The organism is Streptomyces rhizosphaerihabitans, assembly GCF_025399795.1.
In the GTDB taxonomy this organism is placed as follows: domain Bacteria; phylum Actinomycetota; class Actinomycetes; order Streptomycetales; family Streptomycetaceae; genus Streptomyces; species Streptomyces rhizosphaerihabitans.
Map to the genome: position 1 here is coordinate 161,147 of NZ_JAODTZ010000014.1, position 24,511 is coordinate 185,657.

Here is a 24,511-nt window from a genome sequence, read left to right on the forward strand (position 1 = left end):
GCCCGAGCCGTTCTCAGTGGGCGGAGTGGGCTGTGCCCGACGAGCTGGGGCGGGTCGTGCCCGACGAGCCGGACGGGGTCTTGCCCGAGGAGTTGGACGGGGTCTTGCCCGACGAGCTGGAATGGGCCGGGGCGGCCGGGCACTTCACCCTGGGGTTCCAGCGGTTGAACAGCCCGCTGGGGTTGTGCTTCCAGAGCCAGACGTGCAGGTCGTAGTGGATCGGCATACCGGGGTAGTGACCCGGCATCGGACCCTCGAACTTCTGACCGCCGAACATCGAGGGCCGGTCCTTGGTGGTCTTCATGTTCTGGTCCGAGTCCAGCACGATCCACTCCACCCCGGCCAGCTTGCGCTTCCCGTCCTTCCCGTCCTCGAAGAGGAGGGCCGCGGGCTTCGCCGGGTCGAGCGAGCCGTAGCGCGACTCGTTGAAGTAGTGGTAGCCCATGCTGCCGTGTCCCGCGGGATCCGTGGAGCACTGATGGGGGACGTATCCGTCGGCGAGGGCGGCCTTCTCGTCGAGGTACTTGACGCTGGCCACGTACGCCGTGGTCAGGTCCCGAATTTCCTTCGGGTCGGCCGGGCCGTCCGAGGCAGGGGCGGGCACGGCGGACAGGGCGAGCGACGCGGCAGCGGCTGTCATGAGGGTGATGGCGGTCCTGAGGGGGTGCTGGGGCATGCGAAGACTCCTAGAGACACGAGAGGCGTACGGACGGCGCGGGTCCGTCGGCTGCGGGCCCCCTCCTCCCGCCCGAGCAGCATGGCCCTCGGTCACGAAGCGCCGCCATGCAGGCGGGGCCAACGGGTTGAACCCGCGCTGGGCGCGCCGTGCGGGGGAGTGAGACGGGCGCCGCACCCCTGTACGTAGGGAAGCCGGTCCCTCGCAGCCTGTGGACAACTCTCGGACTGTCGGCGCGGACCCCTATCGTGGACGCAGTGGTCGAGGCGCGACGTACGGGGGACAGAACGATGGGCGGGACGGGTGTGATGACCGAAGCGGACGCGACGGAGACGCTGGGCGGGAGCGAGGCACTGGCCACCCTCCACCGGGTCTTCGGGTACGACGCCTTCCGCGGTGAGCAGGCAGCGATCATCGAGCATGTGGTGGCGGGCGGTGACGCTGTCGTCCTGATGCCGACCGGTGGCGGAAAGTCCCTCTGCTACCAGATTCCTTCCCTGGTCAGACCAGGTACGGGCATTGTGGTCTCCCCGCTCATCGCGCTCATGCAGGACCAGGTCGACGCGCTGCGGGCGCTGGGCGTGCGAGCCGGGTTCATGAACTCCACGCAGGACTTCGACGAGCGGCGCGTGGTCGAGGCGGAGTTCCTGGCCGGAGAACTCGACCTGCTGTATCTGGCCCCGGAGCGGCTTCGTCTGGACAACACGCTGAACCTGCTGTCCCGCGCGAAGATCTCCGTCTTCGCGATCGACGAGGCGCACTGTGTGGCCCAGTGGGGCCACGACTTCCGTCCCGACTATCTGGCGCTCTCGCTGCTCGGCGAGCGTTGGCCGGACGTCCCGCGCATCGCGCTGACGGCCACGGCCACGCGTGCGACGCACAAGGAGATCACCCAGCGCCTGGGCATGCCCACGGCCCGCCACTTCGAGGCGAGCTTCGACCGCCCCAACATCCAGTACCGGATCGTTCCCAAGGCCGACCCGAAGAAGCAGCTGCTGTCCTTCCTGCGCGAGGAGCACGCGGGCGACGCGGGCATCGTGTACTGCCTCTCGCGCAACTCGGTGGACAAGACGGCCGAGTTCCTCTCACGCAACGGCATCGAGGCGGTGCCGTACCACGCGGGCCTGGACTCGGGCACCCGTGCCGCGCACCAGTCCCGCTTCCTGCGGGAGGAGGGTCTGGTGGTGGTCGCCACGATCGCCTTCGGCATGGGCATCGACAAGCCGGACGTACGGTTCGTCGCCCACCTCGACCTGCCGAAGTCGGTCGAGGGCTACTACCAGGAGACGGGCCGCGCCGGCCGTGACGGCCTCCCGTCCACGGCCTGGATGGCGTACGGCCTTCAGGACGTGGTCCAGCAGCGCAAGATGATCCAGGGCTCGGAGGGCGACGAGGCGTTCAGACGCCGGGCCGCCGCCCATCTGGACTCGATGCTCGCCCTGTGCGAGACGGCCCAGTGCCGGCGCTCCCAGCTGCTGGCCTACTTCGGCCAGGACCCGAACACCCCGGCCTGTGCCAACTGCGACACCTGTCTGACGCCCCCGGAGACCTGGGACGGCACGGTCGCGGCACAGAAGCTGCTGTCCACGGTGGTGCGCCTCCAGCGCGAGCGGGGGCAGAAGTTCGGCGCGGGCCAGATCGTCGACATCCTGCTGGGACGCAAGACCGCCAAGGTGATCCAGTTCGACCACGACCAGCTGTCCGTCTTCGGTATCGGCGAGGAGCTGGCGGAGGCCGAATGGCGGGGTGTCGTACGGCAGATGCTGGCCCAAGGGCTGATCGCGGTCGAGGGCGAGTACGGCACGCTGGTACTGACCGACGCCAGCGGAACGGTGCTGCGGCGCGAGCGCGATGTGCCGCTGCGCAAGGAGTCGCCGAAGCCGACCGCGTCCCGGTCGTCGGCACCGAAGGGCGAGCGCAAGGCGAAGGCGGCCGCGGCCGAGCTGCCAGCCGAGCTCGTCCCCGCGTTCGAGGCGCTGCGTTCCTGGCGCGGCGAGCAGGCGCGTGAGCAGGGTGTCCCGGCGTACGTCATCTTCCACGACGCCACGCTGCGGGAGATCGTCACGGTGTGGCCCACCTCGGTGAAGGACCTCGGCGGCATCAGCGGGGTGGGCGAGAAGAAGCTGACGACGTACGGGGAAGGCGTCATCGGGGTGCTCGCCTCGTTGGGCGGTGCCACGCCCGCGGCCCCGCCGACCGACAACAGACCCGCGGCCGCACCGGTTCCGGCGGCCGCTGTGGGATCGGACCCGGACTGGCCCGAGCTGGACCAGGAGCCGGAGCCCGAGGACTGGATGTAGCGACACCGGGGCGGGACGCTGGGCGACCGATCGGTACCGGGCGGGGCGGCGGGCAGCCGATCGGCGGCGGGCGGTACCGCGGCCGGCCGATCGGGTCGGGCGCGACGGCGGGCGGCTCATTGGTCCGGGCAAGGGCGCCGGACGGCCGATCCGCCGGGGTCTTCCCGGCCTGCTCTGCGGCGGCACGGTGGCCAGGATCCTGGCCACCGTGACACGGACCTCGTTCCCCTTGGTGTTCCCTACCGGCGGTACCCCTACTGGGGGACGGCCTGCGTGATGCGGCCCCGGACCTCGCCGAGACCCACCCGGGTTCCGCCCGGCCCGGGGGCCCAGGCCGTCAGAGTGACCTCGTCGCCGTCCTCCAGGAACGTGCGCTTGCCGTCGGGGAGTTCGAGCGCGTCGCGCCCGTTCCAGGTGAGTTCGAGCAGGGATCCGCGTTCGCCCTCGGAGGGGCCGCTGACGGTTCCGGAGCCGTAGAGGTCACCGGTGCGCAGGGAGGCGCCGTTGACCGTCATGTGGGCCAGCTGCTGGGCGGCCGTCCAGTACATGGTGGAGAAGGGCGGTTCGGAGACGACGTGGCCGTTGATGGCGACGGAGATCCGGAGGTCGTAGCCGCCTGGGTCCTCGGAGGCGTCGTCGAGATAGGGGAGGAGGGGGTGTGTACGGGCGGGAGGTGCGACGCGGGCCTCGTCGAGGGCGTCGAGCGGGGTGATCCACGCCGACACGGATGTCGCGAAGGACTTGCCGAGGAAGGGGCCCAGGGGGACGTACTCCCAGGCCTGGATGTCGCGCGCGGACCAGTCGTTGAGGAGGCAGAGGCCGAAGACATGGTCGCGGTAGTCGCCCAGCCGGACCGGCCGGCCCTGTTCCGAGGGGGCGCCGACCACGAAGCCGACCTCCGCCTCGATGTCCAGGCGGATCGAGGGGCCGAAGACGGGGGCGGTGTCCGCCGGGGCCTTGCGCTGGCCCGACGGGCGTACGACGTCCGTGCCGGAGACCACGACCGTGCCGGAGCGGCCGTGGTAGCCGATGGGCAGGTGCTTCCAGTTGGGCGTGAGGGAGTCGGCGGCGTCGGGGCGGAAGATCTGGCCGACGTTCCGTGCGTGGTTCTCGGAGGCGTAGAAGTCGACGTAGTCCGCGACGGTGAACGGGAGGTGCAGCGTCACGTCGGAGAGCGGGTGGAAATGGGGAGCGAGGGTCTCCCGGTGGGCCGGGACGGTCACCCAGGCCGTCAGCGCGCGCCGGACATCGGACCAGGCGGTGCGGCCCGCGGCGAGCAGCGGGTCGAGGGTCGGCTGCGCGAGCAGCCCGGCGTACGGGGAGCCGAGCGACCGGGCCGCTGCGCCCGCGTCGAGCACGTGGTCGCCGAGCCGTACGCCGACGCGCCGTTCGGGGGCGCCGGCCGGGTCGGACAGGGAGAACACGCCGTACGGCAGGTTGTGCGGGCCGAAGGGATCGCCCTCGGGGACATCGAAGGGGGGCATCGGTTGGTGCCTCGCTTTCGGATTCGTACTCGCCATGTGATCCATGCGTTCCACGCGTTTCATGTGGTCGGGGCACACGTTACGGGGGAGTGACCCTGCTGTGGCAGGGCCTAAGGAGTTTGCAATGTCCGAATTTGACCTGTCGGGCACGGTAATTCCGGCTCAGTGCTCTTTGGGGGGACACGGGCGGGGTGGGTCCGGTCCGTAGAGGGACATGTGGGGCCCCATGGCCGGGTGCTCCAGGAGCGTGCCGTCGGCCGGCCCCTGGTCCCTTCGCCCCCTGGTCCCTTCGGCCCTTGGCCTCTCCGGCCTCCGCCCCTCCGGCCTTGGCCCTTGTCCACGCCCTCACGCCGGCAGGTTCGGAGTTGCCTCTGTCCAGTGGGGCTTGGGGTCGCCTCCGACCGTTCGGGCTGAGGTCGGCCTGCGGTTCTTCGGACTTGGGGCCTGGGCTCTGCCCTTTCGGGGGCGGGGCCGGCTTCGGAGCGTCGGGGTCGGGGTCTGACTGCCGGGTGGGGACGGCTCGGGACGCGCTGCCCGGCTGTCGGGGTGGTCGCCCGGGCCGTCAGGGTTTCTCCCTGAGGGACTCCTCGGTTCTCGGCTCGCTTTCATCGATGGCACCCCGCTGCCAGGCCGTGAAGTCCGCGATCGGCCCGGGTGGGTTGGCGGCTTCGGTGGCCTCGATCTCCCACCCGGGGCTGTCCATGTCGAAGACGACGATGGGGAGGGCGCGGCCGAAGATCTCCGTGAGGAGGCCATCGGCGTGGAGGCGGCGGGCAAGGCCGATGGCGGCGTCGTGGAAGTGGAGCCGGAGAAGGTCGGACTTGGCGTTCAGTTCGTCCTCCTTTTCCTCCGGCAGATCCATGGTGAGGAAGTCGTAGTCACCGTCGAACCAGATCCCCAGCTCCCTGACCTCGTCCACGTACAGCGGGCTCCCGGCGGGGTCTTCGGGGATGTTGCCCAGCATCTCGAAGCCGTCCAGCAGCCAGAGGGCGTAGTTCCAGCGAGCCTCGCCCGGGTCCTTCGGACAGGCCTCCTGCCCGTACTGGGTCTCGGTGTTGTAGCCGATGGCCACATACGGGTGGCGCTCGTCGCCGTCGATCCGCCAGATCCGGAAGGAGAGGACGTAGATCTCGGACCGCAGGGAGTCCGGGAAGCGCCGGATCACGGCTTCGGCAGAGGTGCGCAGATGTTGCCGGAACGGGGTCACCGCGCCGGATGGGCCAGGAAGCCAGGCGGTGGACTCAACAGGCATGTTTCTCCTCGGACTTGTCGGTGTTCGTCGGCAACTCCCGCCGAGGTGGGCGCCGTCACTGAGTCGGCCTGTGACCGAGTCGGCCCGTGTCCGAGTTGGCCTGTCGTGGGGCGGTGTTGGGGTGTTGTGGTCGGTCGTGTGCGGGAAAGTCGGTGTGGGCGGAAGCGGACCTTGCGTGATCCGAAGCGGTCGCAACGCGCTTACCACCGTACGGTGAACGGCGTTGCTGACGGGATACCGGACGTCGTCCGGTTCACGCCGGGCCGATGAGTCGTTCGATCCGTATTCTTCGGATCATGGCCGCTCCGACTGCATATTCACTCATTGCCACTGACCTGGACGGAACGCTGCTGCGCGGCGACGACACACTCTCCGACCGGTCACGCGCCGCGTTGGCGAAGGTGGTCCAGGCGGGTGCGCAGCATCTCGTGGTGACGGGCCGCCCCGCACCGCGCGTGCGACCGCTCCTCGATGAACTCGGCGGTGAGGGACTGGCGGTGTGCGGGCAGGGGGCGCAACTGTACGACGCCGGGGCGGACCGCATGCTGTGGTCGGTGACCCTGGACAGGGAACTGGCGGAGACGGCGCTCGGCAAGATCGAGGCGGAGGTCGGGCTGCTGTACGCGGCGGTCGACCAGGACGGCGTGGACGGGCTGACGCTCATCGAGCCGGGGTATGTGATGCCGCATCCGACCCTGCCGGCGGTGCGGGTGCCGCGCCGGGACGACCTCTGGACGGAGCCGATCAGCAAGGTGTTGCTCCGTCACCCGTCTCTGTCCGACGACGAGTTGGCGTCCGCGGCGCGCGGAGTGGTCGGTTCGCTGGCGACGGTCACCATGTCCGGGCCCGGCACCGTCGAACTCCAGCCATGCGGGGTGACCAAGGCGACGGGACTCGCTCTCGCGGCCGCGCACCTCGGACTCACCGCGGCCGCGACGCTCGCCTTCGGTGACATGCCCAATGACATCCCGATGTTCGACTGGGCCGCGCGCGGTGTGGCGATGGCCAACGCCCATCCGGAACTGAAGGCGGTGGCCGACGAGGTCACCCTGTCGAACGAGGACGACGGAATCGCGGTGGTCCTGGAGCGCCTCTTCGGCTTCTAGTGGCGGCAACGCACCCGCCGGCGCACCGAGAGGGTGCGCCGGCGGGTGCGGGTGAAGCCGAGAGGTGAGGGTGCGATCAGTAGGCGCCGTTGACGTTGTCGATGGAGCCGTAGGTCTTGGCCGCGTAGTTGCAGGCCGCGGTGATGTTCGCAACCGGGTCGTAGGGGTCCATCGACGTGCCGGGGACGTGGAAGGCCCGGAACGTGGGGTCGATGACCTGCAGCAGGCCCTTGGAGGGGATGCCCGCGGCGGCGTTTGAGTCCCAGTTGTTGATGGCGTTGGGGTTGCCGGAGGACTCGCGCATCACGTTGCGGTAGATGCCGTCGTAGCTGCCCGGTATGCCCGCCTTGGCCATGATGTCCAGGGACTGCTTGATCCAGCCGTCGAGGTTGTTGGCGTACGTCTTCACGGAGGCCTGGGTGGCGGTGGTCGCCGTGGACTTGGCGACAGCCGGGGTCGCCTTCGCCGTCGTGCTCACGACCGTCGACTTCAGCTTCTTCGTGCCCACGGTCAGCTTCAGGCCCGGACGGATCAGGGAGGGGTTGCCGCCGATGACCGCACGGTTCGCCGTGTACAGCTTCTTCCAGCCGCCGCTCTCGGGGTGCTTCTGCGCCACCTTGGACAGGGTGTCGCCCGCGATCACCTTGTAGGTGATGAGCTGCACGTTGGGGATGACCGCGGTGTGGGCGGCCTTCGTGAGCTGGGGGGCCTGGGCCGGGGTCGCGGCGTGGGCGCCGGTCGCGCTCACGAGCGGGAGGGCGAGGGCGATGCCGCCCGTTCCGGCGGCGATCATGCCCCGGGTGATGACGTTGGTCTTCGTACGGCGGTGCTTGCCTACGGGCATGACGAAATGTCCTCTCCGACGCCTGCGAGGTGAGCTGTCGGGTTCGGGCGGGAGATGCCCGGCCGCGTTCTGGGCGCGGCTTAACCCCTAGCCGGTCCGGTATGTCCGGATCGGCGGCTTACCTGTGGTTCCCCCGCTCCTGCCGTGCGTGGGTGGGTGGGTTTCCGGGCGGCGGCAGGATTCGGCGATCTGCCCGGGATCGACCAGAACGTATGCGAGAGCACATGTCCGGAACAAGGCAAGATTTGGCTGCGAAGATCGCTTTCGCCTGTTTAGGGCGCATGGGAAAAGTCCGATTGCGGCGGAATTGGATCCTCAACTTGCCTTTGGCGAAGGGGTTGGTCGGGAGGCGACGGGAGGCGGTGCCCCGGATCGCTGGTGACTCAACTCACGAGACCAAGGGTCATCAAGGCGGCATGCCGGGTAATTCGGGCATTGCGCTTCCGGCGGCAAGGGGTGCCGAGCCTCCCGAGGGTGCCTGGCGGCCCCTCACGCAGCGAGATTTGTGGCGCGGGACACGCAGGGGGTGCGGCCCGTCCGACGCTGGAGAGTCGGCCGGACGCGGGCCGGGCCGGGCGATTCGGGGCGGGCCGCGGCGAGTGCGGGCCGAGTCAGGGTGGGCGCGGATCGTGTCCCGGTGAGACAGGGTGAAGTGCGTTCCGTGGCACCGGTGTGCGGCGTTCTGACGGCATGTCAGTGCCGGTATCCGTATCCGTATCCGTGTCCGTGTCCGTGTCCGTGTCGGGGTGCGGGCGGACAGCGGGTCCGACTCGTCGATCGTGTACGTCTCCCGTGCGTCCTCCGTGCATTCGAGGCCGTCGGGGGTACACGCGGGTGCCGCCGTGGTCCGGGTCCACCTCCAGACGCCAGGTGCCCGCGGCCACGTCACGCAGGACCAGGCGTTCCGGGCGGGGCTCGTCCAGGGGCGCGGAGACGGTCACGCCGAGAGGTTCGGATTCCTCCGGCTCCCCGAAGGTGATCGAGAGGTCCGACTCCCTTGTCCGTACGGGGAGTTCCAGGGTGCTGTCGATCGGGTCCAGGGTGAAGCCCGCCTCGGAACCCGGCTGGGGCCAGATCCAGTGCCAGTACGCGGAGGAGACGCCCAGGCGGATGCGGTGGCCCGCAGGGAACGCGCAGCCGATGCCGTGCAGGTCGAAAACCACGTTCTCCGTAGTGCCCGGTTTCCAGGGAACGGTCTGGTCGCGGCCGTGGCGCGATGACAGGTTCAGGGCGCCACGGGTAACGAGCGTGGACGCTCCGTCCGGGGCCACGTCGCACAGCCGGGCGATCACCTGACCCCTGGGTGACGCGGACGTCAGCCGCAGATTGACCCGTGGGCGGCCCAGTACCCAGGTCTCCTCCGCCACCTCGAACTCGAAGCAGGCCGACCGGGCGTCCTCCTCCCGCTGGTCCGGCGGCAGGTCGGCGTCGTTGCCGAAGGGAAAGAAGCGGCCCGCGTCGATCCCGTGTGCCGCGGGGAGCGCACCGGCACCGGGGCGCCCTGGAGTGCGTACGCGACCGGGGTCACCGAGGGGTAGGGCCAGGCGGGGTCGCCCACCCAGCAGCCGGGGATCTCTCTGTAGACGGTCGCCGGAGGGTGCGCGTCCATCACGTACGAGCGCAGAAGGGGGGGCGGAGAGCACGTCCGTCTTCTTGTCCCGGAGCCAGTGGTCCCACCAGCGCAGCGTCTCCTGGAGGAAGTCGATCGCCGGTCCGGGCGGCAGGCCCCGGTCCGGGTACCGGCGCGACCACGGACCGATGAGACCTCTTACGCGATCCGGTGGCAGGTTCTCCACCGGGCGCAGCACCGTGTCGCGGTACGGGTCGTGCCGGCCGCCGTCCGCGAGGACCGCCGCGCGGATGGCGCCGTAGTCCTCGCGGACGCAGGCGCTGCGCCAGTACGCGTCCTGGGTCCGGTGCGTCAGCCAGGTGTGTACAGAGGGGGCGACCGCCTCCAGCCGCTTCAGCCACATGTCGCGCCACATCGCCTCGCCCACATGCGCCGGGTCCGGCGGGCGGGCGGCGAAGGCGAGCGTGGTGGCCGCCCAGGCGTGCATATCGAGGCGAGGACGGAACCTCCCGCGTAGTGCGCGTCGTTGTCATAGCGGTCGTCGGTCGAGCAGACCGTGACGATCACCTTGAGCGGCTCGGGCGCGCGGGCCGCGATCCGGAGGGAGCTGAAGCCGCCCCACGAGATCCCGAACATGCCGACCCGGCCGGTGCACCAGGGCTGGGCGGCCGGTCAGGAGACCACCTCCACCCCGTCGGCAGGCTCGGTCCCGGAGTGCTCGTCCCTCGGCGTGCCCTCCGAGTTGCCGTGGCCGCGCACGTCCACGCGAACGGAGGCGTAGCCGTGGCCGGCGTACCAGGGACGGTGCTGTCAGTCGCGCGCGGCCGTCCAGTCGGTCAGGCGGTAAGGGAGGTATTCCAGGAGCGCCGGGACGCGCTCCTCGGTCAGCGGGCGCCAGATCCGGGCGTACAGACGGGTGCCGTCCGAGAGAGGGACGAGGACGTCCTCATGAGTGGTCTCGTAGGGGAAGGACGTACGGATGTGCATGAGCGTCACCTCGGTGGACGGCGGACGGCGGACGGCGGACGGTGTGTGTCGTGCGGCGCGGCCGGGAGGCAAGGAGCGTCACGTCCGGGACGGACGCGGGTTGGGCGGAACTGTGGGTCAAGGACATTGCTTCCGGGGTCTTCGCCGCATGTCGTCGCATATGGGTTCACATCATCTGATCATGAATATGGCGATCGGTGATCGGGTGGCGCCCGCGAGTCGGGGTACCCGCCATTGGGGCACGCAGGTGCTTCCCGTGTGCCTTCCGGGTGTACTCCCGCATACCTGCTGGCGGAGCGAAGTCGGCCGGGGGACGGTGGGCGCTCGTGGTGATCGAAACGTGACCGGATACGCTGACTTGAGTGATGGCAGCGACACATCGACAAACCGTGTCATCGACCGAATGATCGACCGAGTTCGCCATGTGATCGTCAGCAGACAGGAGAACCTCTCGTGACCGTCGTCGGGCCGTTCGGGCTGAGCGTGCGGGACCAGGCTCTCGAAGCCGATGTCCAGGCCGGATTGGCGGCTGTCGAGGAGGGTTTGCTCGAAGCCACCAAGAGCGAGGTCCCCTTCATCACGGAAGCCGCCCAGCACCTCGTGCGGGCCGGCGGGAAGCGGTTCAGGCCGCTGCTCGTGATGCTCGCCGCGCAGTTCGGTGACCCCTACGCGCCGGGTGTCGTGCCCTCGGCCGTCGTCGTCGAACTGACCCATCTCGCCACGCTGTACCACGACGACGTGATGGACGAGGCCGAGGTCCGGCGCGGGGTGGACAGCGCCAACGTGCGCTGGGGCAACTCGCTGGCCGTCCTCACGGGTGACTTCCTCTTCGCCCGCGCCTCGTACATCCTGGCGGACCTCGGGCCCGAGGCCGTCCGGATCCAGGCCGAGGCGTTCGAGCGGCTCGTGACGGGACAGATCCTGGAGACCGCGGGGCCGCGCGACGGCCGCGATCCGGTCGATCACTACCTCGATGTGCTCGGCGGCAAGACCGGGTCGCTGGTCGCGGTCGCGTGCCGGTTCGGCGCGATGATGTCGGGTGCCGACGAGACGGTCGTGGACGTGCTGACGCAGTACGGCGAGCGGCTGGGCGTCGCTTTCCAGCTCGCGGACGACGTCCTCGACATCGCGTCCGACTCGCACGAGTCCGGCAAGACGCCGGGGACGGATCTGCGCGAGGGCATCGCCACGCTGCCGGTGCTGCGGCTGCGCGAGCGCGCGGAGCGGCTGGGGCTCGCCGAGGACATCGCGCTCTGCGAGCTGCTGGACTCCGACCTGACGGACGACGCGCGGCACGCGGAGGCGCTGGCCCGGCTGCGGGAGCACCCTGCGCTGGAGCAGGCGCGCCGGGACACCGTGCGCTACGCCGAGGAAGCGCGCGCCGCGCTGGCCCCGCTGCGCGAGTGCGACGCGAAGGCCTCGCTCGTCGAACTCGTGGACGCCGTGGTGCACCGGGCCGGCTGAGACAGGCCCGTGGTGCACCGGGTCGGCCGGGGCGGCTGTCAGTAGGCTCCGCCTCCTCCCGTGCTCGTGGAGGTCGATGTCGGCGTCGGAGCTGTCGACGCGGGCGTGGTGATCTTTGCTCCGCTGGGCGTCACGGCGAACCACGTTCCGTCCACTCCCTGGCCGTAGGCCTCCTTCGGCTCGTCGTCCTTGGCGTAGCGGTAGAGGGGCCAGCCGGCGAGGGTGATCTGGGTGCCGCCGTCGGTGCGTTTCACCGTGGAGACCAGGCTCTTGTCGATGCCCTTCGTGGTCACGCCGCCCTGGGTGGTGGCCGCCGGCCAGACGGTGGCGCAGGTGTTGTAACAGCTGACCTTCGTCGGGTTCGCCGAGTCCGCGTCGAAGCGGTACAGGACGTACCCCTTGCCGTCGGTCACGACCGTGCCCAGTTTCGCGACATTGGCGGTGGTCAGCGTCGACGTCGCCGATCCCGTCGAGCCGCCGCTCTGCGTCGAGCCGCCGCTCGGAGTGGAGCTGGTCCCGCCGCTGCTTCCCCCACCTCCCCCTCCGCATCCGGCGAGCGTGAGCGCCAGGACGGCGGCGCCCGTGGCGGCGTATCCCGTGACGTGCTTGATGGCGAGCATGGCGATCCCTCGATCCTTTGTCCCTGGAGTGCTGGGCGATCCCGATCGCTGCCACCCGTAAGTACGGATCTGCACCGGTTTTCACTCGAATCGCCGCCAGATTTGATCGGATCTGGCGATGTGACGCGATGTGACTGGCGTCACACTCTTGGAATGAGTCCAGGATCGGATCGGGTCCGTACTCCTGCACAGAAGCTGACGCAGGGGGCGTCGGCCGAGTTACGGGGAGAAAAAGGAATCATGGGATCGAACGCCACGTTCACGACGCGTCGCAAGAGCCTGATCCTGACCGGCGTCGCGGTGGCCGCCGCGGCCGGTGTCGCCGCCGCCGTCATCCCGGCGGTCGCCGCCGACCACGGCGCCCACGGCAGGAGCGGTGGCACGGGCCGGAGTACCGGCACGGGCCACTCCGGGCACGACGGCAAGGCCATCGTCACGCAGCACGGAGTCATGGGAGGCGGCGGTGGCACCATCCTCGCCGCGAGCCTGCGCGGTGCCGATGAAGTACCTGTCCAGGGCGGCCCCGCCGTCGGCGACAAGGACGGCGCGGCACTGGAGTTCATCAAGGTCAAGGGTGACAAGGTGTCCGTAGCCGTGACCTGGCGCGGTACCGGCAGGCCCACCCTGCTCCACATCCACCAGGGCGCCAAGGGTGTCAACGGCGGCGTCAAGATCGACTTCGGCGGGCTGCTCGACAGGGCCAAGGGCCACAGCGTCGTCGGGACCGTCAAGGTCGAGGACACGGCCCTGATCGACACGCTGAAGACCGACCCCGGTTCGTTCTACGCCAACCTGCACACCACCGAGTTCCCGGGCGGGGCCGTCCGCGGTCAGCTCCACAAGGTCACGGGCACCTTCGACTTCCGGAACGCGCTGCACAACTTCCAGGCGTCCGTGGTCAAGGGCGAGCAGATCTACGAGTGCAAGCCGGTCGACGGCGGTGGCTACGCGTTCGCCCAGCGCGATGTCGCGGCCCTGCTCGGCGGTCACATCGCCCACTCGTTCGTGAAGCCCAACTCCGGTACCCCGCAGTGGATCGCGCCCGACCGCAGCGCGGTCACCGGCGCGCTGATCGCCAAGACCACGAACGGTGCAACGAACATTCCCGAGCTCGACCTCAGGGCCACGCAGTCCGGCAGGCATCATGGCCTGCTCGCCGGCACGCAGGAGATCCTGCGCCTGAACACAGTGGGCGGCGTCGCCCCGGCGGGCTCCTGCTCGCCGGGCGCGGTCGTGGGCGTTCCCTACCGGGCGGACTACGTGTTCGTACAGCGCTGAGACGAGCGGCCGGTGCGGTAGGAATCCGACCGGGTGCGCGGCCAGGGCGGTGCCTTCCCGGAACGACCCCTACGGGTCGGGGAAGGCACCGCCCTCTCACGTCATACCGCAGGACTACGCGGAGTTGAGCCCGGGGGTTGACGCTTCTATCCGGTGGATTTGGTCAGATGGAGAACACCACTCCTCACCGGTTCGGGTGAGAATGGCGGCTTAGGGGTGGAGCACGGAACGAGGGCAGGGCCGCCGCCGACGACGGAGGTAAGGCACACATGGCACCGTACGAATCCGACGACAGCGCGAGGGCCGCAGAGGCCGATGACGCCGACGACCTGCGCGCCGGACGACGCAAGGCCGCGCGGTACGTCGTTCCGGTCGCGGTGGTGGGAGTGGCGGCGGCGACGATCGGGCTCGTCCCGGCGCTCGCCGACTCCGGAGACCCCGACCTGCCGAAGATCACCGCCCAGCAACTCATCGAGAAGATCGCCAAGTCGGACGTCCAGCAGCTGTCCGGCACGGTGAAGATCAGCACCGATCTCGGACTGCCCAACCTGGGTGGTCTGGAGAGCGGCCTCGTGTCCGGCGCCGCCGGGGGCCACGGCGGCTCATCCGCCGACCCGCAGTCCAAGCTGCTCGAACTGGCCTCGGGCACGCACACGCTGCGCGTCGCCGCCGACGGCCCGGACAGGGGCAAGGTCTCCCTGCTGGACAACGCTGCCGAGTACAGCGTCATCCACAACGGCAAGGACGTGTGGGGGTACGACAGCAAGTCGAACGAGGTCTACCACGCGACGTCCGCCGAGTCCGGGCGTGCCGACGAGGGCGCCAAGGGGAAGGCGCCGCGCGATGTCCCGGCCACTCCCGAGGACTTCGCCGACGAGGCTCTCAAGTCCGTGGACGACACGACCTCCGTGACCGTCGACGGCACCGCGCACGTGGCGGGCCGCGATGCCTACAAGCTGGTCATCAAGCCCAGGCAGTCCGGCTCCACGGTCGGCGCGATCAGTATCGCGGTGGACGCGAAGACGGGGCTGCCGCTGAAGTTCACGCTGACCCCGGCCAGCGGTGGCGCGGCCGTCGTGGACGCGGGCTTCACCCAGGTCGACTTCTCCCGGCCGGCCGCGTCGACGTTCGCCTTCACCCCGCCGAAGGGTGCGAAGGTCACCGAGGGTGACGGACTGGAGGGCGCGAAGGGCGGCGAGTCGAAGGGCGCGAAGGGCGACGAGCCGAAGCGCACGGAGAAGACGCTGCCCAAGGGCCACGAGGGAACGGCCCAGGGCCTCGACGGTCTGAAGACCATCGGCAAGGGCTGGAACTCCATCGCCGTGTTCAGCACCGGTGGCAAGGGCGTGCCGTCCGGCGCGTCCGGCACTTCCGGCTCGACCGGCAACAGCAACGTCGACGGGTTCCTGAACTCCCTCGGCGACCACGTCACCGGCAAGTTCGGCTCGGGCACGGTCTTCTCGACCCGCCTGGTCAACGCGTTGATCACCGACGACGGCAAGGTGTACGCCGGTGCCGTCACCAAGGCCGCTCTGGTGAAGGCGGCCAACGCGGCCCAGTAGGTCCCAGGCGAGTCGAACCGAGGGAGCCCATGGAGGAGCTGTCCGCCGTCGAGCCCGATCCGGCGCAGGCCGCGGGCGCCGCCTTCCCCGCCGATCAGGCGGGGAGCGCCCGCACGGTGCCTGCCCCGGAGCCGGGAAGTACTGGCGCCGTGTCCGCGCGGAAGCCGGGAGGTACCGGTGCCGTGCCCGTGCGGGGAGGGGGAGGTACCGGTGCCGTGCCCGCGCGGAAGCCGGGAGGCGTCGGTACCGTATCCGCGCGGGGAGCGGGAGGCGTCGGTGCGGTGTCCGCCCAGGACGCGGTGATCGCCACCCGCGCGCTGAGCAAGCGGTACCGCGGCGGACAGCTCGCCGTCGACGGCCTGGACCTGACCGTCCCGGCAGGCAGCGTCTTCGGCTTCCTCGGGCCGAACGGCTCGGGCAAGACGACCACCATCCGGATGCTGATGGGCCTGATCGAGCCGACCTCGGGCACGGCACGCGTACTGGGACAGCCCATGCCCCGGTCCACGCGGGCCGTGCTCCCGCACGTCGGGGCGCTGATCGAGGGCCCCGCCCTGTACGGCTTCCTCTCCGGGCGGGACAACCTCGTCCGGTACGACGCCGCCGACCCGGCCGCCGATCCCCGTACCCGGCGGACACGGGTCGCGACCGCCCTCGACCGGGTCGGACTGACCGCCGCCGCGGGCAAGAAGGCGAAGGCGTACTCCCTGGGCATGAAGCAGCGCCTCGGACTCGCGGCCGCACTGCTCCAGCCCCGCCGTCTGCTCGTCCTGGACGAGCCGACCAACGGCCTCGATCCCCAGGGCATGCGCGAAATCCGCTCGCTGGTGAGGGAGTTGGCCTCCGACGGCACGACCGTATTCCTCTCCTCGCACCTCCTCGACGAGATCGAGCAGGTCTGCACACACGCGGCCGTGATGGCCCAGGGGCGGCTCATCACCCAGGGCCCGGTGGCCGACCTGGCGGCGGGTGCGCGGGGTCGGCTGGTGGTGACCACCCCGGACGCGGGGGACGCGGCGCGGATCCTCAAGGAGCAGGGTGTCGCCGACATCGTCGTGACCGAGACGGGGGTGACGGCGGAGCCACCCGATCGCGAACTCGCCCACCTGAACGCCGCGTTGGTCACAGCGGGCGTCCGGGTCCGCGGCTTCGGAGTCGAACGGGCCTCGCTGGAGGACGCGTTCGTGGCACTGACCGGGGAGGGTTTCGATGTCGCGGGCTGAAAGTCTGCCGAAGTCGGACACAGAGCCGGAGCCGGACACAGAGTCGGAGACGGAGCCAGGGACAGAGGCAGAAGCCGGGACAGGGGCAAACGCGAAATCGGCAGCGCGGCCAGGAGGCCGAGGACCGAGCCGGGCGACGACGCGCGCGGGAGTGACGGCGGAGCCGAGGGCCGGACGGACGCCGAGCCCGCTGTGGACACTCGGACTCTTCCGCAACGAACTCGTCACCACCTTCCGGCGCTGGCGGACGATCGCGCTGCTCGGCGTACTCGCGGCCGTGCCGATCCTCATCGGCATCTCCATCAGGGTCGAGACGAGAGGCGGCTCGACCGCGGGCGGCGGCGGTGAGGGACCCGCGTTCATCGCGCAGATCACCAACAACGGCCTGTTCCTGGTGTTCACCGCGCTGGCCGTGACGCTCCCCTTCTTCCTGCCGATGGCGATCGGTGTCGTCGCGGGCGACGCGATCGCCGGCGAGGCCAACGCCGGTACCCTGCGCTATCTCCTCGTCGCGCCCGCCGGCCGCACCCGGCTGCTGCTCACGAAATACGCGACAACGATGACGTTCTGCCTGGTGGCGACCCTGGTGGTGGCGGTCTCGGCGTTCGCGGTGGGCGCCCTGCTGTTCCCGCTGGGCGAGCTGACCACCATCTCCGGGACCCGCATCGGTTTCGCCGAGGGGCTCGGCCGTGCGCTGCTCATCGCCCTCGTCGTCTCCGCGTCACTGACCGGTGTCGCCGCGCTCGGCCTGTTCGTTTCCACCCTCACCAACAGCGGCATCGCGGCCATGGCGACGACGGTCGGCCTCGTCATCACCGTCCAGATCCTCGACCAGATCCCCCAGCTGCACGCGCTCCAGCCGTACTTCTTCTCCCACTACTGGCTGTCCTTCGCCGACCTGATGCGCGACCCCGTCTACTGGGACGATCTGGTCCGCAACCTCGGCCTCCAGGGGCTGTACGCCGCCGTGTTCGGCTCGGCGGCCTGGGCGCGGTTCACAGCGAAGGACATCACCGCCTAGGCGGGGACATCACCGACATCACCTCCCGTACGGCAGGCGCCTCACGCCTCGTAAGGGAAGCGGGCGAGCGGCGGCTCCTGCGCGAAGAAGGTCTTCGCGCGCGTCAGCGCCCCGGCGTCGTTCAGCACATCGCCGCGCCCGCTGCCGTTGCCGAGCAGGACCCCGCCGAAGCGCATTTTCATGTACGCCGCCGTGTGGTTCAGCGTGCCGATCAGCGGATCGGCGACCTCCGGCTCCTCGTGCGCGAGCGCGGTGACGCCCCAGAGCGTGCGCCCGGCCAGGCCGGCCCTGAAGTCGACGCCCGGCGTGCGCAGCCAGCCCGACCAGTGGTCCAGGTAGCGCTTGGTCAGTCCGGACACCGAGTACCAGTACAGCGGCGAGGCGATCACGATGTCGGTGGCCGCGAGCGTGGCGTCGAGCAGCGTGGCCGGGGTCCCCGTGGCGGGAGGACGTACATGGTCGCCGTCCCGGCGCAGGTCCACGAAGTCGGGGAGCGGATGCTCGGCAAGGGACAGCCAGCGCTGCCCGACATCAGCGGGCAACTGCTCGGCGGCCTTGCGGGCCAGCAGCTCGGTGTTGCCGCCGGTGCGGCTGCTGCCGAGCACGAACAGGAATTGGCGGGTCATGGTTCCCCCAGGGATGCGCGCCACGAACGGCGTCGATTACATGCGTGAACAATATATGCGCACGCATGCAATCGTCCAGATGTCACCGGTGCCGGCGATCGTGTGCAGTGGTCATGACGCGGTCCTTCCGGTCAGCCGGGCAAGTGGTGCGGTCTCGCGTGGCAGAGGTCCTACGAGGTCGCCGGTGCGCCATGCGGGTATCCACGGCACCCGGTAGACGTCTATGACCGAGTTGATCAGCTTGATGCGCCGGGTGAGTTGACGCGGCAGTCGGCCGGGCGCGTCCGCGACCAGGACGATGGCGTCGAGATCGAGTCCCGGCGGCACGTCGCCGCGCCGGAAGATGTCGAGGGTGTGCAGGACGGCATCCAGACCCGTCGCGTGCGTACGCCCTACGAGCAGAACCGAGGCCGGCTCGCTCCGGTCCGGCCGGGGCCAGTTGCGGCCCGCGTCATGGCCGCCGAAGACGGTGGCGAGCGTGGAGACGCCGGCTCCGCCATGGGTGGCGACCCAGGAGAACGTCCGTGCGCTCATGACGAGTTGCCGGTTCTCCTCGTGCGGAAGTCGCGGCTGTTCCGGCTCGCCGACCGGCCCGCGAATCCATATACCGGGCCCGCCCGGCCCCCGTGGCTCGCTCCCGTGGGGCGCCGTGCCGTCGCTCCCGCGCACGGTCACCCCCTCGTTCGCCCCCATCACCACCCCGTTGATGCCCTGCATGGGTGTTCTCTCCCCTTGTCGGGTTGTCGGGTTGTCGGTCCACCGATCCTCGCGGCGCCGGGCGAGTGGGGTAACGGGGCGTGAGTCCTTGGGACGAGCCTGTGACGCCACGGTGACGCCGGAATCGAGTGCGAACAGAGAGACTCGACCGCATGGGGAGGAAGGGGGCGAGGATGAGGACGGCACGGACGGGTAGGCGTACGGATACGGAGACGCGTACGGGAACAGGCGCGTGACGCGTACGAGCGTCTGTACGGGCATGCGTACAGAAGTTCGTGCGGGGACGTGCGAGAGGACGTTCGCCGCACTGGCGGTCGTGTCCGTGACCGGGGTACTGGCGTTGACGGGCTGTGGCCTGCGGGACCATCGTGATGTCGTGGGTGCGTCGGGTTCGTCGCCTTCCACGGTGGCCTCCGGGGCACCGAAGGCGCCCCTCCCGTCGGGCGGGCCGCCGGGCGCGGCGGTCCTGTCGTCCCTGTCGGTACCCTCCGCGCCCACGACCTCGTCGCCCTTGTCCTCGACCCCGTCCCCGTTCTCGTCCCTGACCACCCCTTCGTGAGGGAACCGATGTCTCGACTCAGCCGCGAACAGAAGCGGGAACTCAAGCGGCAGCGCTCGACGGCCGGTGCCGGGGAGCAGCCGGCCACCGGGATGACGCCGATCGAGGTGCACGTACCGGCGTCGGCGGACTCGGCGGCGAGGGCCGCGGTCCCTGGTGCCGCGGGGGCCCCGAGCTGTGCCACGGTCGACGGGACGCCGGTCGTGGCCGCGCCCGGCGAGACGGTTCAGGGCGCGATCCTGAACCGCCTCCACCGCCTCGCCCTCGCCTCAGGCCACCCGGTCCTCGCCAGCATCCACGACGAACGCATCGGCTTCGTCGTACCGCTCCAGGTGCACGTCGACGGTTCCAGCCGCTATACGGCTGAGCCGGTCCGTGTGGCGCCGCCCGCGCCACCGGCGCCGCCCGTACAGCCGTACGAGCAGCGGCCGGACCTGCGCCCGCACCTTCCGGCCCAGGAACACCGGCACTCCCCGGCCGAGGGCCACTCCCAGCCCCCGGCCCGCAACTTCTCCGAGCCCCCGGTTCAGGAGCGCCGCCCGCGGCCCCCGGCCGGGGAGGTCCCGCGGTCGTCGGCTCAGGAGCACCCGCGCTCCGGGGGCGGGGAGCACCCGCGCTCCCCGGTTCAGGAGCACCCGCAGCATTCCCTCAGGGACTTGGACTTGCCGCAGCCGCTGGTCCAGGGGGTGCCGCAGTCGCCGGTCCAGGCGCCGCAGCCGCCGGCCCAGCGGCGTCCGCAGCCGCCGACTCCGCCGCTTCCGCCCGTCCCGGCGTCCGCCGAGCGATCGGTACGGGCTCCGGAGGCACCGGGTGCTCCGCGCCGGGACAGGGCCACGTACGCCTTGCGGGCGGTACCGGAACCGAAGCCGTTGCCCGGGACCGCGTCGACGCATGTGCTGCGGGCGGTGCCGGAGTCGGCGTCCCCCACGACGCCCGCCCCGGCGGGGCAGTTCGGTCCGGCCCCGCTGACCGGCGCCGCCCCGGAGCCGACACCCGCGTCCGACCGGATGTCCGCCCCCGGGCCCGAGGCAGCCGTCCCGGAACGGGCGCCGGCGCACGGGCCCGAGGCAGCCGCTTCTGAGCGGAAGTCGGCCTCCGCGATGGAAGCCTTGTCGTTGCTGGCTCCGGAGCCGGAACCGGAGCCGAAGCCCGCTCCCTTGCGCGGCTTCGACGCCGTAGCCGAAGCGGTGCTCGCGCCGAGTCCGCAGGAGCCGGCCCCGGAACGGGACGCCGCGTCGGCGTTCCTGGCGGAGCCCGTCGCCCGGATCAACGAGGCCGTGAAGACGGGCCGTATCGAGGAGGCCGCGGGGATGGCGGAGCGTGCCGTCGCCGAGGCGGCTCAGTCGCTGGGCCAGGAACACCCCGAGGTGTTGAAGCTGCGCGAACTGACCGCGTACATCGCCTACTTGGCCGGCGATGCCCTCAGGTCGTTCCACCTGTCGCTGGATCTCGCGAGGGTTCGCCGACGCCATCGGGACACGCGGGCCGCCTACGGCAACGTTCAGAGCGCGGCCGCCGCGTGGCGCGCCGTCCGCGACCCCCTCCAGGGCCTGCACCTCGGGAGGGATCTGATCGGCGTGTGGACCGAGCTCACGGCCGACGACGGTCCCGCCGCCGACGACCTCGAACAACTCGAATCGGCCCGTACTCGTATGGGCCGGCTCGCCGAACGCGCCCACGTCGTGGTGGACAACCCTTACACCTGGACCCCCCGCGCCCAGGGCGAGTGACAAGCGGAACGTGGAACCGGGCCGGCGGCGGCGAGCGGCGGTCCGGGCGTCAGTGGACGCAGAACTCGTTTCCCTCGGGGTCCGCCATCACGACCCACTCGCCCGCCGGTTCCTTCATCGCGCGCAGCACGCTCGCCCCCAGAGACGTCAGACGGTCGACCTCCTCGGCGCGCCGCCCTTCGCCGGGGTGCAGGTCGAGGTGGAGCCGGTTCTTGCCGGTCTTGGTCTCGGGAACGCGCTGGAAGAGCAGGCGTCGCCCGAGACCGGTGCCGCGTTCCTTGTCGTACGGGTCGTCGGGATGCCGTACGGCGATCAGGTCCCGGAAGGCCCTGCGGCCGTGGAAGTCGACGGTGGCCGCAGCCGGGAGGGCGCCGAGGCTCAGCAGCTGCTCGATGAAGGTGCTGTTGTCCTCGACCGCGTAACCGAGCGCGGCGGACCAGAAGTCCGCCTGCGCGTGCGGATCTGCGGAGTCGATGACGAGTTTCCAGTGGACGGGGACGGGTGCGGGCACAGGGGTCGGCGTCATGGAGCCACTCATAGCGGTTCCACGACCGGACGGGCAACGGAATCGCCGGTACCGACCCTCATGTCGTACGAGGGCAGGCCCTCCCGCTACGACCCGGGCGAGTTCCGTCCGCCTGTCACGAGGTGCCGCGCGAACCGGCCGGACGGGCCGAAGCGGCCGACCCGGCGGTACCCGCGGTGATGGCGGCGACTCCCGCGACCTCGGTGGCGACTCCCGCGACCTCGGCGGTGGTACCCACGGCATCGGCAGCCGCAGCGGTACCCACGGTATCGGCGGTGGTCGCGGACTCGGCCGCGGACTCGGTCGCGCGGGCCGACTCCCGCAGGGCCCGCGCACCCCGGCGCGCGGCGCGCAGCGCGTCGAACGTCAGGAGCGAGAGCGCGAGCCACACCAGCGCGAACCCGGCCCACCGCTCGGGAGACATGGCCTCGTGGAAGTAGAAGATGCCGAGGAGGAACTGGAACACGGGGGCCATGTACTGGAGCAGGCCCAGGGTGGACAGCGGCACGCGGATCGCGGCGGCGCCGAAGCAGATCAAGGGGATCGCCGTCACCACGCCGGTCGCCGCGAGCAGCGCGGCGTGCCCCGGCCCCTGCGCGGCGAACGTCGCGTCGCCCCGCGAGCCCAGCCACAGCAGATACGCCAGCGCCGGCAGGAACTGGATCGCGGTCTCGGCGGCGAGCGACTCCAGGCCGCCGAGGTTGACCTTCTTCTTCACCAGGCCGTACGTGGCGAAGGAGAAGGCGAGGCAGAGGGAGATCCACGGCGGACGGCCGGAGCCGATCGTCAGCACGAGGACGGCCGTGAGGCCGACGCCCACGGCGGCCCACTGCACCGGCCGCAGCCGCTCCTTGAGGAGCAACACGCCCATCCCTATGGTGACCAGGGGGTTGATGAAGTAGCCGAGCGAGGCCTCGACCACGTGCTCGGAGTTGACCGCCCAGATGTAGACGCCCCAGTTGACGGTGATGACCGCCGCCGCGATCGTGATCAGCCCGAGTTTGCGCGGCTGCCGCAGCAGTTCGCCCGCCCAGGCCCAGCGCCGCATCACCAGCAGCACGATCCCGACCACCCCCAGGGACCACGCCATCCGGTGGGCGAGGATCTCGACCGCTCCGGCGGGCTTCAGCAGCGGCCAGAACAGGGGGACGAGCCCCCACATCCCGTACGCCGCGAAGCCGTTCAGCAGACCTGTGCGGTGCTCGCCCCTCGGCTTCCCGGCCACCGGTGTCTCCTTCTTCCACGATCGCGGACGCCTGTCGCGCCCCCGCGCTCCGGAGCTCCCGTGCGGTCGGGGAACTTCCGTGCAGCATGAAAGAAGGTAGCGCCGCACACCCCCGCCTGTCATGCCCGTATCGCTATACGGTCATGACAGGCGGGGCGGGTGGGACCCGCACCCGGCGCCCGCCGGGACGTCAGCCCTTCAGCGCCGCCGCGACGGACTCGGCGATCGGCGTGGTCGGACGGCCGGTCAGGCGGGACAGGTCGCCGGTGGTGGCGGCCAGCTCGCCCTTCTCGATGGAGGTGTCGACGCCCGCAAGGATCCCGGCGAAGGCCTCGGGCAGCCCGGCGCCGGTCAGAATGCCGGCGAAGGCCTCGGGGGAGACGGGGTTGTAGACGATCTCCTTGCCGGTCTGCCGGCTCAGCTCGGCGGCGTACTCGGCGAAGCCCCACGCCTCGTCGCCGCTCAGCTCGTACGTCTTGTTCTCGTGCCCTTCGCCGGTCAGCACCGCGACCGCGGCGGCCGCGTAGTCGGCGCGCGAGGCGGAGGCGATCCGGCCCTCGCCGGCGGCCTGGACGACGGCGTCGTGCGCCAGCACGGGGGCGAGGTTCTCGGTGTAGTTCTCGTGGTACCAGCCGTTGCGCAGCAGCGTGTACGGCAGTCCGGAGGCGAGCAGGACCTCCTCGGTGGCGCGGTGGTCGTCGGCCAGCGCGGCCGTCAGGCTGCCGGGGGCGCTGGTGTAGGCGAGCAGGGAGACCCCGGCCGCCCCGGCCGCGTCGATGACGACCCGGTGCTGCTGTACGCGGCCCTTGTCGAACTCGTTGCCCGAGATCAGCAGCACCTTGTCGCCGGCCGCGAACAGGCCGTCGAAGGTCTCCGGCGCGTTGTAGTCGGCGACCGCGAGCCGTACGCCGCGGGCCGCGAGGTCGGCGGCCTTGGACTCGTCGCGCACGACGGCGGTGATCTGCTCGGCGGGGACCTTCTCCAGCAGCTGCTCGACCACGTGACGGCCGAGGTGTCCGGTGGCTCCGGTGACGACGATGCTCATGACGTACATCTCCTTGTGGGGTGCGGATGTCACTCACCCTAGAAGCTGCACTAACTATTGGAAAGTACCCACCTTGAAGTAAGGTACTGGCATGGCCGTAAGTAGCAAGGCAGCGGACGGGTACGACGCCGGTGAGGCGATGTGCCCCTACCGCCTGGTCCTGGAACATGTCACCAGCCGCTGGGGCGTGCTCGTCCTGATCGAGCTCCTGGAGCGTTCGTACCGCTTCAGCGAGCTGCGCCGGGCGATCGGCAGGGTCGGGAGAGGGGTCAGCGAGAAGATGCTCACCCAGACCCTGCAGACCCTGGAGCGCGACGGGCTCGTCCATCGCGACGCCAAGCCGGTCATCCCGCCCCGCGTCGACTACTCCCTCACCGACCTGGGCCGTGAGGCCGCCGAGCAGGTGCGGTCGCTGGCGCTGTGGACCAGTGAGCGCATGGCCGACGTCGAGCGGGCCCGCGGAGCGTACGACGAGGCCCGGGCACACAGGGCCCGGGCCTCGTAGAAACCGTCTGCGGAAACCCGTCTGCGGACAGAAACCGTCTGCGGACAGAAGCCGCGTGCGGACGGGCTCAGCCGACGACCGTCCAGGTGTCGCCGCCGGCGAGGAGTGCGGCGAGGTCGCCTTTGCCGTTCTGTTCGATGGCGGTGTCGAGCTGGTCGGCCATCTGCGTGTCGTAGACCGGCCGGTCCACC

19 protein-coding genes, 2 pseudogenes and 1 riboswitch are annotated in these 24,511 nt (G+C 70.6%); of the genes and pseudogenes, 9 read left to right on the top strand and 12 right to left on the bottom strand.

The annotated features are described in order from the left end of the window. Positions 1-13: 13 nt before the first annotated feature. Positions 14-676 (bottom strand): hypothetical protein, encoded by a 663-nt coding sequence (locus N4G66_RS16915; RefSeq protein ID WP_261704935.1) that lies wholly within the window; start codon positions 674-676, stop codon positions 14-16. Positions 677-966: 290 nt separating this feature from the next. On the opposite strand from N4G66_RS16915, the gene recQ reads away from it, so the two are divergent. Beyond that, entirely contained in the window at positions 967-2,976 is a 2,010-nt protein-coding gene (recQ, locus tag N4G66_RS16920; protein WP_261704961.1) for a DNA helicase RecQ, read from the top strand. A 254-nt stretch (positions 2,977-3,230) separates the two neighbouring features. Here recQ and fahA read toward each other — a convergent pair whose 3' ends face one another. Together fahA and N4G66_RS16930 are read right to left on the bottom strand one after the other, a co-directional pair. Further along, positions 3,231-4,460 (bottom strand): fumarylacetoacetase, encoded by a 1,230-nt coding sequence (gene fahA / locus N4G66_RS16925; RefSeq protein WP_261704936.1) that lies wholly within the window; start codon positions 4,458-4,460, stop codon positions 3,231-3,233. A 562-nt stretch (positions 4,461-5,022) separates the two neighbouring features. After that, the gene (locus tag N4G66_RS16930; protein WP_261704937.1) at positions 5,023-5,712 is read right to left on the bottom strand and encodes a hypothetical protein; all 690 of its coding nucleotides are present in this window, start codon (positions 5,710-5,712) and stop codon (positions 5,023-5,025) included. Between the two features lie 296 nt (positions 5,713-6,008). Between N4G66_RS16930 and N4G66_RS16935 the strand changes: the two genes are divergently transcribed. Then, the gene (locus tag N4G66_RS16935; protein ID WP_261704938.1) at positions 6,009-6,818 is read left to right on the top strand and encodes an HAD family hydrolase; all 810 of its coding nucleotides are present in this window, start codon (positions 6,009-6,011) and stop codon (positions 6,816-6,818) included. 76 nt (positions 6,819-6,894) lie between these two features. Here N4G66_RS16935 and N4G66_RS16940 read toward each other — a convergent pair whose 3' ends face one another. Further along, positions 6,895-7,662 carry a transglycosylase SLT domain-containing protein gene (locus N4G66_RS16940; protein WP_261704939.1) on the bottom strand — a complete coding sequence of 256 codons (768 nt, stop codon included), beginning with the start codon at positions 7,660-7,662 and terminating at the stop codon, positions 6,895-6,897. Between the two features lie 4 nt (positions 7,663-7,666). Beyond that, positions 7,667-7,827, bottom strand: a riboswitch (cyclic di-AMP (ydaO/yuaA leader). Between the two features lie 529 nt (positions 7,828-8,356). Then, a pseudogene (locus N4G66_RS16945) lies at positions 8,357-10,219 on the bottom strand (CocE/NonD family hydrolase); the annotation flags it as partial. A gap of 453 nt (positions 10,220-10,672) precedes the next feature. On the opposite strand from N4G66_RS16945, the gene N4G66_RS16950 reads away from it, so the two are divergent. Continuing rightward, positions 10,673-11,683 (top strand): polyprenyl synthetase family protein, encoded by a 1,011-nt coding sequence (locus tag N4G66_RS16950; protein WP_261704940.1) that lies wholly within the window; start codon positions 10,673-10,675, stop codon positions 11,681-11,683. A gap of 38 nt (positions 11,684-11,721) precedes the next feature. On the opposite strand, the gene N4G66_RS16955 is transcribed toward N4G66_RS16950, so the two are convergent. Continuing rightward, positions 11,722-12,303, bottom strand: coding sequence for a hypothetical protein (locus N4G66_RS16955; RefSeq protein ID WP_261704941.1), 582 nt, complete (start codon positions 12,301-12,303; stop codon positions 11,722-11,724). A 240-nt stretch (positions 12,304-12,543) separates the two neighbouring features. On the opposite strand from N4G66_RS16955, the gene N4G66_RS16960 reads away from it, so the two are divergent. The 4 genes from N4G66_RS16960 to N4G66_RS16975 all read left to right on the top strand — a co-directional run bounded on the left by N4G66_RS16960 (position 12,544) and on the right by N4G66_RS16975 (position 17,387). Beyond that, positions 12,544-13,581, top strand: coding sequence for a CHRD domain-containing protein (locus N4G66_RS16960; RefSeq protein ID WP_261704942.1), 1,038 nt, complete (start codon positions 12,544-12,546; stop codon positions 13,579-13,581). A 269-nt stretch (positions 13,582-13,850) separates the two neighbouring features. Continuing rightward, positions 13,851-15,143 carry a LolA family protein gene (locus N4G66_RS16965; protein WP_261704943.1) on the top strand — a complete coding sequence of 431 codons (1,293 nt, stop codon included), beginning with the start codon at positions 13,851-13,853 and terminating at the stop codon, positions 15,141-15,143. Positions 15,144-15,172: 29 nt separating this feature from the next. Continuing rightward, positions 15,173-16,366, top strand: coding sequence for an ABC transporter ATP-binding protein (locus N4G66_RS16970; protein WP_391858826.1), 1,194 nt, complete (start codon positions 15,173-15,175; stop codon positions 16,364-16,366). After that, positions 16,353-17,387 (top strand): ABC transporter permease, encoded by a 1,035-nt coding sequence (locus tag N4G66_RS16975; RefSeq protein WP_261704945.1) that lies wholly within the window; start codon positions 16,353-16,355, stop codon positions 17,385-17,387. The genes N4G66_RS16970 and N4G66_RS16975 overlap by 14 nt, the downstream gene beginning before the upstream one ends. A 41-nt stretch (positions 17,388-17,428) precedes the next feature. Here the strand turns inward: N4G66_RS16975 and N4G66_RS16980 are convergent, their stop codons facing one another. After that, entirely contained in the window at positions 17,429-18,013 is a 585-nt protein-coding gene (locus N4G66_RS16980) for a flavodoxin family protein (RefSeq protein ID WP_261704946.1), read from the bottom strand. Between the two features lie 111 nt (positions 18,014-18,124). Then, entirely contained in the window at positions 18,125-18,730 is a 606-nt protein-coding gene (locus N4G66_RS16985; RefSeq protein WP_261704947.1) for a DUF6668 family protein, read from the bottom strand. A 567-nt stretch (positions 18,731-19,297) separates the two neighbouring features. Between N4G66_RS16985 and N4G66_RS16990 the strand changes: the two genes are divergently transcribed. Next, positions 19,298-21,019, top strand: coding sequence for a hypothetical protein (locus N4G66_RS16990; RefSeq protein ID WP_261704948.1), 1,722 nt, complete (start codon positions 19,298-19,300; stop codon positions 21,017-21,019). 49 nt (positions 21,020-21,068) lie between these two features. Here the strand turns inward: N4G66_RS16990 and N4G66_RS16995 are convergent, their stop codons facing one another. The 3 genes from N4G66_RS16995 to N4G66_RS17005 form a co-directional block, all read right to left on the bottom strand. After that, positions 21,069-21,545, bottom strand: coding sequence for a VOC family protein (locus N4G66_RS16995; RefSeq protein WP_261704949.1), 477 nt, complete (start codon positions 21,543-21,545; stop codon positions 21,069-21,071). Between the two features lie 115 nt (positions 21,546-21,660). Beyond that, positions 21,661-22,770, bottom strand: coding sequence for an EamA family transporter RarD (gene rarD / locus N4G66_RS17000; RefSeq protein ID WP_261704950.1), 1,110 nt, complete (start codon positions 22,768-22,770; stop codon positions 21,661-21,663). Positions 22,771-22,960: 190 nt separating this feature from the next. After that, a complete protein-coding gene (locus N4G66_RS17005) occupies positions 22,961-23,815 on the bottom strand; it encodes an SDR family oxidoreductase (RefSeq protein WP_261704951.1) in 855 nt (284 codons plus the stop codon). Between the two features lie 91 nt (positions 23,816-23,906). Between N4G66_RS17005 and N4G66_RS17010 the strand changes: the two genes are divergently transcribed. Next, positions 23,907-24,320 (top strand): winged helix-turn-helix transcriptional regulator, encoded by a 414-nt coding sequence (locus N4G66_RS17010; RefSeq protein WP_261704952.1) that lies wholly within the window; start codon positions 23,907-23,909, stop codon positions 24,318-24,320. 67 nt (positions 24,321-24,387) lie between these two features. Here N4G66_RS17010 and N4G66_RS17015 read toward each other — a convergent pair. Then, positions 24,388-24,511 (bottom strand): annotated as a pseudogene (locus tag N4G66_RS17015) (2-oxoacid:ferredoxin oxidoreductase subunit beta); the annotation flags it as partial.

What these genes read in the sequence shown, in the direction of transcription:
- N4G66_RS16915 (WP_261704935.1), bottom strand. Translation starts at nt 676, where the DNA reads ATGCCCCAGCACCCCCTCAGGACCGCCATCACCCTCATGACAGCCGCT.
- recQ (WP_261704961.1), top strand. Translation starts at nt 967, where the DNA reads ATGGGCGGGACGGGTGTGATGACCGAAGCGGACGCGACGGAGACGCTG.
- fahA (WP_261704936.1), bottom strand. Translation starts at nt 4,460, where the DNA reads ATGCCCCCCTTCGATGTCCCCGAGGGCGATCCCTTCGGCCCGCACAAC.
- N4G66_RS16930 (WP_261704937.1), bottom strand. Translation starts at nt 5,712, where the DNA reads ATGCCTGTTGAGTCCACCGCCTGGCTTCCTGGCCCATCCGGCGCGGTG.
- N4G66_RS16935 (WP_261704938.1), top strand. Translation starts at nt 6,009, where the DNA reads ATGGCCGCTCCGACTGCATATTCACTCATTGCCACTGACCTGGACGGA.
- N4G66_RS16940 (WP_261704939.1), bottom strand. Translation starts at nt 7,662, where the DNA reads ATGCCCGTAGGCAAGCACCGCCGTACGAAGACCAACGTCATCACCCGG.
- N4G66_RS16955 (WP_261704941.1), bottom strand. Translation starts at nt 12,303, where the DNA reads ATGCTCGCCATCAAGCACGTCACGGGATACGCCGCCACGGGCGCCGCC.
- N4G66_RS16960 (WP_261704942.1), top strand. Translation starts at nt 12,544, where the DNA reads ATGGGATCGAACGCCACGTTCACGACGCGTCGCAAGAGCCTGATCCTG.
- N4G66_RS16965 (WP_261704943.1), top strand. Translation starts at nt 13,851, where the DNA reads ATGGCACCGTACGAATCCGACGACAGCGCGAGGGCCGCAGAGGCCGAT.
- N4G66_RS16970 (WP_391858826.1), top strand. Translation starts at nt 15,173, where the DNA reads ATGGAGGAGCTGTCCGCCGTCGAGCCCGATCCGGCGCAGGCCGCGGGC.
- N4G66_RS16975 (WP_261704945.1), top strand. Translation starts at nt 16,353, where the DNA reads ATGTCGCGGGCTGAAAGTCTGCCGAAGTCGGACACAGAGCCGGAGCCG.
- N4G66_RS16980 (WP_261704946.1), bottom strand. Translation starts at nt 18,013, where the DNA reads ATGACCCGCCAATTCCTGTTCGTGCTCGGCAGCAGCCGCACCGGCGGC.
- N4G66_RS16985 (WP_261704947.1), bottom strand. Translation starts at nt 18,730, where the DNA reads ATGCAGGGCATCAACGGGGTGGTGATGGGGGCGAACGAGGGGGTGACC.
- N4G66_RS16990 (WP_261704948.1), top strand. Translation starts at nt 19,298, where the DNA reads ATGTCTCGACTCAGCCGCGAACAGAAGCGGGAACTCAAGCGGCAGCGC.
- N4G66_RS16995 (WP_261704949.1), bottom strand. Translation starts at nt 21,545, where the DNA reads ATGACGCCGACCCCTGTGCCCGCACCCGTCCCCGTCCACTGGAAACTC.
- N4G66_RS17005 (WP_261704951.1), bottom strand. Translation starts at nt 23,815, where the DNA reads ATGAGCATCGTCGTCACCGGAGCCACCGGACACCTCGGCCGTCACGTG.
- N4G66_RS17010 (WP_261704952.1), top strand. Translation starts at nt 23,907, where the DNA reads ATGGCCGTAAGTAGCAAGGCAGCGGACGGGTACGACGCCGGTGAGGCG.